The following is an 8,556-nucleotide window of genomic DNA, read 5'->3' on the forward strand; positions in this document are numbered from 1 at the left end:
CATCTGTGCAACAACGCCCGCGGTCCGGACGTTCCCGGTCGCCGGACTAGGCTCGGAGCGTGAGCGAGCAGGAGCACCGGTTCAAGTCCGGATTCGAGACCCGCGCCATCCACGCCGGCTACGAGCCGGACCCCACGACGGGGGCGGTGATCCCGCCCATCTACGCCACCAGCACCTACAAGCAGGACGGCGTCGGCGGGCTCCGCGGCGGCTACGAGTACAGCCGCTCCGGCAACCCCACCCGCACCGCGCTGGAGGGCGCCCTGGCGGCGGTCGAGGAGGGCGAGCGCGGCTTCGCGTTCGCCTCCGGCCTCGCCGCCGAGGACACCATCCTGCGCAGCCTGACGCAGCCGGGCGACCACATCGTCATCCCCGACGACGCGTACGGCGGCACCTTCCGTCTCGTCGACAAGGTCGCCCGCCCGTGGGGTCTGGAGCACACCCCGGCTCCCGTCCACGACGTCACCAAGGTCGCCGAGGCGATCCGACCGGGTCACACCAAGCTGGTGTGGGTCGAGACGCCGACCAACCCGCTGCTCAACGTCGCCGACATCGCCGCCGTCGCCAACCTGGCGCATGCCGCGGGGGCGCTGCTCGTTGTCGACAACACCTTCGCGTCGCCGTACCTCCAGCAGCCGCTCACCCTCGGCGCCGACGTCGTCGTCCACTCGACCACCAAGTACGTCGGCGGGCACTCCGACGTCGTCGGGGGAGCGGTCGTCGTGAAGGACCTCGGCCTGGCCGAGCGGATCGGCTTCCACCAGAACGCCATGGGCGCGGTGCCGGGGCCGTTCGACGTCTTCCTCACCCACCGCGGCCTCAAGACCCTCGGGGTGCGGATGGACCGGCACTGCGACAACGCCGAGCGGATCGTCGACTTCCTCACCGCGCACCCGGCCGTCGGCGACGTCATCTACCCCGGCCTCGAGACCCACCCCGGGCACGAGGTCGCCCAGCGGCAGATGAAGCGCTTCGGCGGAATCATTTCTTTTCGAGCAAAGGGCGGCCTGGAGCACGCGCTCCAGGTCTGCTCGCGTACCGAGGTGTTCACGCTGGGCGAGTCGCTCGGCGGCGTCGAGTCGCTCATCGAGCACCCCGGCAAGATGACCCACGCATCGGTGGCCGGCACCGACCTCGAGGTCCCGGCCGACCTGATCCGGCTCTCGGTCGGCATCGAGACCGCCGACGACCTGATCGCCGACCTCGAGCGTGCCCTCGACTGACCGGGCCCCCTCCGGTGGCCGACCGGAGCTGTCCGGTGGTCGAGCCGGCGAGGCGAAGCCGAGACGCGTCGAGACCACTCCACTGGCGACCGCGGTCTGCATCGACGTCGGCTCCACCTTCACCAAGGCGCTCCACGTCGACCTGACCACCGGCGAGGTCCTCGGCTCGGCCAGCCATCCGACAACGCTGCCGGGCCGGGACGGCTGGACCGACGTGATGGAGGGGTACGACGCCTGCCTGGCCGCCCTCGCCGAGCAGGACGAGCGCGCCGCGACCGCCGAGGTGCTCGGCTGCTCGAGCGCCGGCGGCGGCCTGCGCATCGCCGTCGTGGGGAACGAGGAGCTCGTCACCGCCGAGGCCGGTCGTCGGGTGGCGCTCTCCAGTGGCGGCACGGTCGTCGACGTCGTCGCCGCGGCCGAGGGTGCCCGTCTCGACCCGGCCGCGGCCCCCGACCTCGTCCTGCTGACCGGCGGCACCGACGGCGGCAACAGCGAGGTGTTGCTGCGGGCGGCCCGCGAGCTCGTCTCGGACGGCTGGCGTGGTCCGGTCGTCGTGGCCGGCAACACCGCCGCCCGCGAGGAGATCGACGTGATCCTGGCGGGCGTCCCGCACGTCCACGCGGACAACGTGATGCCGCGCATCGGGGTCCTGGCACCGGATGGCGCGCGGGCCGCGATCCGTGAGGCGTTCCTGGCGCACGTGATCGGCGGCAAGCAGCTCAGCGGCCGGCCCGAGTTCACCGGCATGGTGCGCGGCGCGACGCCCGACGTCGTGCTGACCGGGGCCGAGGTGCTGGCCCGTGCCGTGGCCGAGCAGGCGCCCGACCGCCGCACCGGTGTCGTCGTCGTCGACATCGGCGGCGCCACCACCGATGTCCACAGCGTGGTCGAGCCCGACCCCGAGAGCGCCGGGCGCGAGGTGGTCGCGACGACGCCGGTGACCCGCACCGTCGAGGGCGACCTCGGCATGCGGTGGTCCGCGGTGACGACCGTCGAGGCGGCCGGCCTGGCCGACCTGGCCGAGGCGGCACGGCGCCGGCAGGAGACGCCGGGCTATCTGCCCGACTCGGATGCCGAGCGGGAGATCGACGAGGCCATCGCCCGCGCCGCCGCACTGACGGCGCTGCAGCGCCACGCCGGCCGGGCGCGCGTCGTGGTCAGCCCGGAGGGCAAGGTCGTGGAGCGCACCGGCACCGACCTGCGCGAGGCCACCCTGCTGGTCGGGTCCGGGGGAGTGCTGCGCCACGGCGGCCGCGGCGTCGCCGAGCGGGTGCTGGGCGGGCTGGACACCCGCGATGGGTGGCAGCTGCCGGAGCGTGCTGCGGTCGTGGTGGATCGCGACTACGTCCTGGCGGCGGTGGGGCTGCTGGCCGGCGTACGGCCGGAGGCGGCGTACCGCCTGGCGCGGCGCCTGGCCGTCGGCACCGAGGGCTAGCCTGAGGCCGTGAGCGACGAGCGCCTCGGGCCGGACGAGTCCAGCGAGCAGCAAGGCGAGCACCATGACGGCCAGCCCGACGAGGAGCGCGAGCGCACCCGTCGGCTGATGCTCCGACGCCGCGGTCGCGCGGAGGGTGACGGGGAGGACGGCGTCGAGGGTCTCGCCACGCGCCTGTTCCAGCAGTGGACCCAGCTGCGCGAGGAGCGGCAGGCCCAGCTCGCCGTGCCGGTCGAGTACCTCCCGCGCCGCGACCAGCGGGCCGAGGTGCCGTACGGCGTCGACCTCGCCGCCGCCTGGGCCTGGCGGTTCCTGGTCATCGTCGCGGCCGGCTACGTGCTCGCCCGGGCGGTCGGCTTCTTCAGCGTCGTCGTGCTCCCGCTCGTGGTGGCGGTGCTGCTGGTGGCGCTCGTGGTGCCCGTCGTCACCGCGTTGCAGCGCATCGGCGTACGCCGCGGGGTGGCCTCGATCCTGGTCGTGATCGGCGGCATCGGTGTCGTCGGCGGCCTGCTGACCTTCGCCGGCCAGCAGGTGGTGGACGGCGTGCAGGACCTGGCCGACCAGTCGGCCAAGGGGCTGGGCCAGATCCGCGACTGGCTCAAGGACGGACCGCTCAACGCGACCGACAGCCAGATCAACCGCTACCTCGAGCGGGCCCAGGACGCCGTCACCGGGTGGGGCGCCAACTCCGACGTCGTCGGGCAGGTCGGCGCCGTCGGCAGCACGTTGGGGCACATCTTCGCCGGGCTGTTCATCGTGCTCTTCGCGACCTACTTCTTCCTCTCCGACGGTGAGCGGATCTGGTCGTGGCTGGTGCGGCTCGCGCCGCGCGCGGCCCGGGCGCGGGTCGACAGCTCGGGCCGGGTCGCCTGGATCTCGCTGACCCAGTTCGTGCGCGCGACGGTGATCGTCGCGGCGGTCGACGCCATCGGCATCATGATCGTCGCCGCGGTGCTCGGCGTGCCGTTCGTGGCGGCGATCGGCGTGCTGGTCTTCCTCGGCGCGTTCGTGCCGCTCATCGGTGCCACCCTCACCGGTGCGGTCGCCGTGCTCGTCGCGCTGGTCGACCAAGGGCCCGTCACGGCGCTGCTCATGCTCGGCGGTGTGATCCTGGTGCAGCAGATCGAGGCGCACGGCCTGCAGCCGTTCCTGCTCGGCCGCTGGGTCTCGGTGCACCCGCTCGCCGTCATCGTCGCGATCGCCGCGGGGGTGCTCGTCGCCGGTGTGGCCGGCGCGCTGGTCGCCGTACCCCTGGCCGCTGCGGTCAACGCCGTCGCGCAGCACCTCGCGGCGGGTACGGCGGTCGGCTCGGATCCGGAGGAGGAGCTGGAGGAGGACTACGCCGAGACGGGCGCGCAGGAGCGCGTGGACGAGCCCGCCGATGACTGAGGTGACGGTGGCCGACATCGAGGCGGCCCGGGCCCTGCTGGCCGACGTCGTCGTCCACACCCCCGTCGAGGAGTCCCGCTGGCTCTCCCAGGTGACCGGCGGCCAGGTCCGGCTCAAGTGCGAGAACCTGCAGCGCACCGGGTCGTTCAAGGCCCGCGGCGCCTACGTGCGGATCGCGCGGCTCGGGCCCGAGGAGCGGGCGCGCGGCGTGGTCGCCGCCAGCGCCGGCAACCATGCCCAGGGCGTCGCGCTCGCGGCGCAGCTGCTCGGCATCAGGGCCACGGTGTTCATGCCCGAGGGCGCGCCGATCCCGAAGGAGCGGGCCACCCGGGCGTACGGCGCCGAGGTGGTCTTCCGCGGCCGGTACCTCGAGGACAGCCTGGCCGAGGCGCGGCGCTTCGCCGAGGAGACCGGCGCGGTGCTCATCCATCCCTTCGACCACGTCGACGTCGTCGCCGGCCAGGGCACCGTCGGGCTGGAGGTCCTCGAGCAGGTGCCCGACGTGCGCACCGTCGTGGTGCCGACCGGCGGCGGGGGACTGCTGGCCGGGGTGGCGCTGGCCGTGAAGGCCCACGACCCGACGATCCGCGTGGTGGGGGTGCAGGCCGAGGGGGCGGCGGCGTTCCCCGGCTCGCTGCGGCAGGGCGCCCCCGTCGCGCTGACCAGCATGAAGACGATGGCCGACGGCATCGCCGTGGGGCTGCCCGGCGACGTCACGTTCGCCGCCGTCCGCGACCACGTCGACGAGATCCGCACGGTCTCGGAGGAGTCGCTCTCGCGGGCGCTGCTGGCGCTGCTGGAGCGCGCCAAGCTGGTCGTCGAGCCGGCCGGCGCGGCCGGCGTCGCGGCCGTCCTCGACGACCCGGCGGCCTTCGGCGGCAGCACCGTCGTCCTGCTCTCCGGCGGCAACATCGACCCGCTGCTGCTCGGCAAGGTGATCCACCACGGCATGGCCGCCGCCGGCCGGTACGTCACCCTCCGCGTCAGGCTGGCCGACGTACCCGGAGGCCTGGCCGAGCTGCTCGGCGAGGTCGGCCGCGCGGGTGCGAACGTGCTCGAGGTGAGCCACGCCCGCACCAGCCCGGCCCTCGACCTCGACGAGGTGGAGGTGCTGCTGCAGCTCGAGACGCGGGGCGAGCCGCACGCCGCGCAGGTCCGCGACCGGCTCGCCGAGTGTGGCTACCGGGTCCAGCAGCTCTGAGGCTGACGGCAGGTTGAGCCCGAGGTTGAGCCTGTGGCGTCGTGACGCACGGCACGTGTAGCCTCACCCGCTCCGGGTTACTTTGGTAAACTGGTCGATCCGACAGCCGCTGGGCCGTCCGACAACAGGCAGACGGGCCCGCGCCATCGAGCACCACGGCGTACGCGCGTATCCGCCGACGCCCATCCCAGCCCTCACGTAGAAGCAGCAGGAGTATTCCGTCATGACGCAGTCGACCGAGCCGGCCGCCATCTGGCTGGCCCAGTCCGCCTTCGACCAGCTGACCGCGCACCTGGAGGATCTCAAGGGACCGCAGCGGCAGGCGATCGTGGCGGAGATCAGTGCCGCGCGCGACGAGGGTGACCTCAAGGAGAACGGCGGCTACCACGCCGCCCGTGAGGCGCAGGGGCGGCTGGAGGGCGAGATCCAGCAGCTCGAGGCGCTGCTGCGGCAGGCTGACACGACCGAGCCCGCGGACGACGGTGTCGTCGGCCTCGGCAAGGTCGTCACGTTCAAGTTCGAGGGCGATGACGACGACGAGGCCGAGACCCGTCTGATCGCGTCCATCGAGATGAAGGACTTCGCCGGCGGCCTGGAGATCTCCTCGGCCGCGTCCCCGATCGGCGCCGCCCTGCTCGGCGCCGGCGTCGGCGACACCGTCTCCTACGAGGGCCCCAACGGCCGCACCCTCAAGGTCGAGGTCCTCAAGGTCACGCCCTTCGAAGGCTGAGCCTCGGGGGACTCGCAAAGTGTCACCGTGACAGTTCGCGTCGGGAGTGACACTTCTAACTGTCACTCCTGACGCCAACTGTCACGGTGACACTTTGGGAGTGTCACGGTGACAGTTTGCAAGCGCGGACTAGCGGACGTCGCCCTGGCCGTCGGCGGTGCAGCCGACCTTCTCGACGCTGGTGGCCTCGCGCTCGGTGCGGATGCTGACCTCCTGGCGACCGTCGACCGGCACGAAGCTCGTCTCGCCGACGGTGACGTGGTCCTCGGCGTAGGCCCGCAGCTTGCAGCTCGCGCCGGTGGTGTCGGCGGGCAGATCGACGATCACGACCGCCGTGGCCTCGTGGACGCTGATCACGTCCCACGCCTCGAGGTGCGAGGTCACCTTCGGGTCGGCGCGGTCCCACATCGCCCAGGCGAGCCAGCCGACCAGCGCGACGACGACCACCACAGCGGCGATCGGGAAGACCCGCGTGAGCGAGCCGCCGCCGCCGTACCGCTCCGCCAACCGATCCTGCTCAGCCACGCCCCCACTGTGACATCTAGGATCGACGCATGTCGCAGCGCCCCCGCCAGGGACCCCGCCAGGGTCTCCGGCTGATGCACGTCCACGCCCACCCCGACGACGAGTCGAGCAAGGGCGCGGCGTCGACCGCGAGGTACGTCGCCGAGGGCGTCGACGTCCACGTCGTCACCTGCACCGGTGGCGAGCGCGGCTCGATCCTCAACCCGAAGATGGACCGGCCCGGGATCCTGGAGAACATCCACGAGATCCGCCGCCAGGAGATGGAGCGGGCCCGCGACATCCTGGGCGTCACCCAGGACTGGCTCGGCTTCGTCGACTCCGGCTGGCCGGAGGGCGACCCGCTCCCGCCGCTGCCGGAGGGCTGCTTCGCGCTGGTGCCGGTCGAGGAGGCGGCGGTGCCGCTGGTGCGGCTCATCCGCAGCTTCCGCCCGCACGTCGTGACGACGTACGACGAGCGCGGCGGCTATCCCCATCCCGACCACATCATGTGCCACCAGGTCTCGGTGTTCGCCTTCGAGAAGGCGGCCGATCCCGACTGGCATCCCGAGCTCGGCGAGCCGTGGCAGGGGCTGAAGCTCTACTACCACCACGGGTTCAACCGCCCGAAGACCCAGGCGCTGCACGACGCGATGCTCGAGCACGGCCTGGAGTCGCCGTACGCCGAGCGGCTGGAGCAGTGGAAGCCCGAGCCGGAGTGGGACGCCCGGATCACCACGCGGGTGCCGTGCGCGGAGTACTTCGGCGTCCGTGACCAGGCCCTGCTCGCCCACGCCACACAGATCGACCCGGACGGCGCCTGGTTCGCCATCCCGCGGGAGATCCAGGAGAAGGTCTGGCCGACCGAGGACTACGAGCTGGTCACCAGCCACGTGGAGACCACCGTGCCCGAGGACGACCTGTTCGCGGGCATCTGGGAGAGTTGAGCCATGCACCACCTGCTGCCCTACGCCCTGGTTCTCGCCGAGCAGGCTCCGGAGCCGGAGGAGGTGAAGGCCGGCTGGACGGCCTTCGCGATCTTCCTGCTGCTCTTCCTCGCCGTCGGGCTGCTCGGCTGGAGCCTGACGCGTCAGCTGCGCAAGGTGGACCGGGCCAAGGACGCCGGCGTGCTGCCGTCGAAGAAGGACGAGGAGGCGGCCCGTCAGGCCGCACGTCGTGAGCAGGCCGAGCAGTCCCGGCAGGCCGAGCGGCAGGAGCAGCAGGAGCAGCCCGGCGAGTAGCCGGCCCCGCGACCACCTCAACCGGTCGCGCGCACGACCCGGACCAGGCAGTCCCAGGCGGTGACGGTGACGTCCCCACTGTCCCTACGGTGCCCGGTCTCGGTCACCTCGCGTGCCACCCGGCCCGCGGCCACTACGTCGTAGCGAGCCTCGGCGCCCAGGTCGGCGAGCACGTCCGCGGCCGTCATCAGCACCGCCGGGTCCTGTGGCCCGCCCGTGCCCTCGGCCAGGTTGGTGCTGTCATGCGCCACCCACAGCAGCGTCCCGCCGGGCGCCAGCGAGGCGAAGGCGTTGCGCACCGCCGCCCCGCGCTGCGACGCCGGGAGCTGCAGGTAGGCGACCACGACCAGGTCGACGGGCGTCGGGGCGACCCAGCCGGTCGCGTCGGCACGGACCCACGTCACCGGCAGGTCGCCGGCGACCGCGCGGCCCTTGTCGAGGCCGGTCTGGGAGAAGTCGACCGCCGTCACCCGCCAGCCGCGTCGCGCCAGGTGCAGCGCGTTGCGTCCCTCGCCGGCCGCCAGGTCCACCGCGGTGCCGGGCGGCAGGTCCGCGGTGTGCTCGGCCACGAAGCGGTTCGGCTCCGCCGACCAGACCAGGTCGCTGGCGGCGTACCTCTCGTCCCAGGCGTGCGCGTCCACGCCCGCACCGTAGCGCCGGTTGGGGCCGCGACGCGGCGGCGTGGAACAATGGGCACCGCCAGAGGGGAGTATTCCTTCGCGGCGGTGTCGTCAGTACGGCGTGTCCTCGGACGCACCCGGCACCGTCGGCCCGTCCTTCGCAGGACGGGCGGGAGAGACCTCCGGAGTACCCAGTCCGGCCGGCGGGCACCTGCA

Annotated in this window: 9 protein-coding genes; 7 read left to right on the top strand and 2 right to left on the bottom strand. The window is 73.0% G+C overall.

The window, feature by feature from the left end:
* Positions 1-59 precede the first annotated feature (59 nt).
* The 5 genes from VGE38_RS16990 to greA all read left to right on the top strand — a co-directional run bounded on the left by VGE38_RS16990 (position 60) and on the right by greA (position 5,978).
* Entirely contained in the window at positions 60-1,223 is a 1,164-nt protein-coding gene (locus tag VGE38_RS16990) for a cystathionine gamma-synthase (protein WP_331143743.1), read from the top strand.
* Complete coding sequence (locus tag VGE38_RS16995; RefSeq protein WP_331143744.1) at positions 1,210-2,658, top strand: glutamate mutase L; 1,449 nt, start codon at positions 1,210-1,212, stop codon at positions 2,656-2,658. The genes VGE38_RS16990 and VGE38_RS16995 overlap by 14 nt, the downstream gene beginning before the upstream one ends.
* 9 nt (positions 2,659-2,667) lie before the next feature.
* On the top strand, positions 2,668-4,047 hold the full coding sequence (locus tag VGE38_RS17000; protein ID WP_331143745.1) for an AI-2E family transporter: 1,380 nt from the start codon (positions 2,668-2,670) through the stop codon (positions 4,045-4,047).
* Positions 4,040-5,248, top strand: coding sequence for a threonine ammonia-lyase (ilvA, locus tag VGE38_RS17005; RefSeq protein ID WP_331143746.1), 1,209 nt, complete (start codon positions 4,040-4,042; stop codon positions 5,246-5,248). The genes VGE38_RS17000 and ilvA overlap by 8 nt, the downstream gene beginning before the upstream one ends.
* A gap of 223 nt (positions 5,249-5,471) precedes the next feature.
* Complete coding sequence (greA, locus tag VGE38_RS17010; protein ID WP_331143747.1) at positions 5,472-5,978, top strand: transcription elongation factor GreA; 507 nt, start codon at positions 5,472-5,474, stop codon at positions 5,976-5,978.
* Positions 5,979-6,107: 129 nt separating this feature from the next.
* On the opposite strand, the gene VGE38_RS17015 is transcribed toward greA, so the two are convergent.
* Positions 6,108-6,503, bottom strand: a complete 396-nt coding sequence (locus VGE38_RS17015) for a DUF4307 domain-containing protein (protein WP_331143748.1) — start codon at positions 6,501-6,503, stop codon at positions 6,108-6,110.
* A 29-nt stretch (positions 6,504-6,532) separates the two neighbouring features.
* Here VGE38_RS17015 and mca point away from each other — a divergent pair, with 29 nt between their 5' ends.
* Entirely contained in the window at positions 6,533-7,426 is an 894-nt protein-coding gene (gene mca, locus VGE38_RS17020; protein ID WP_331143749.1) for a mycothiol conjugate amidase Mca, read from the top strand.
* Between the two features lie 3 nt (positions 7,427-7,429).
* Positions 7,430-7,720 (top strand): hypothetical protein, encoded by a 291-nt coding sequence (locus tag VGE38_RS17025; RefSeq protein WP_331143750.1) that lies wholly within the window; start codon positions 7,430-7,432, stop codon positions 7,718-7,720.
* A gap of 17 nt (positions 7,721-7,737) precedes the next feature.
* Here VGE38_RS17025 and VGE38_RS17030 read toward each other — a convergent pair whose 3' ends face one another.
* Positions 7,738-8,361 (bottom strand): class I SAM-dependent methyltransferase, encoded by a 624-nt coding sequence (locus tag VGE38_RS17030; RefSeq protein ID WP_331143751.1) that lies wholly within the window; start codon positions 8,359-8,361, stop codon positions 7,738-7,740.
* Between the last annotated feature and the right edge of the window lie 195 nt (positions 8,362-8,556).

It is taken from the genome of Nocardioides sp., assembly GCF_036405735.1.
Classification (GTDB): Bacteria; Actinomycetota; Actinomycetes; order Propionibacteriales; family Nocardioidaceae; genus Nocardioides.

Coding starts and splice junctions, on each gene's coding strand:
- VGE38_RS17025 (WP_331143750.1), top strand. CDS start 7,430: ATGCACCACCTGCTGCCCTACGCCCTGGTTCTCGCCGAGCAGGCTCCG.
- greA (WP_331143747.1), top strand. CDS start 5,472: ATGACGCAGTCGACCGAGCCGGCCGCCATCTGGCTGGCCCAGTCCGCC.
- ilvA (WP_331143746.1), top strand. CDS start 4,040: ATGACTGAGGTGACGGTGGCCGACATCGAGGCGGCCCGGGCCCTGCTG.
- mca (WP_331143749.1), top strand. CDS start 6,533: ATGTCGCAGCGCCCCCGCCAGGGACCCCGCCAGGGTCTCCGGCTGATG.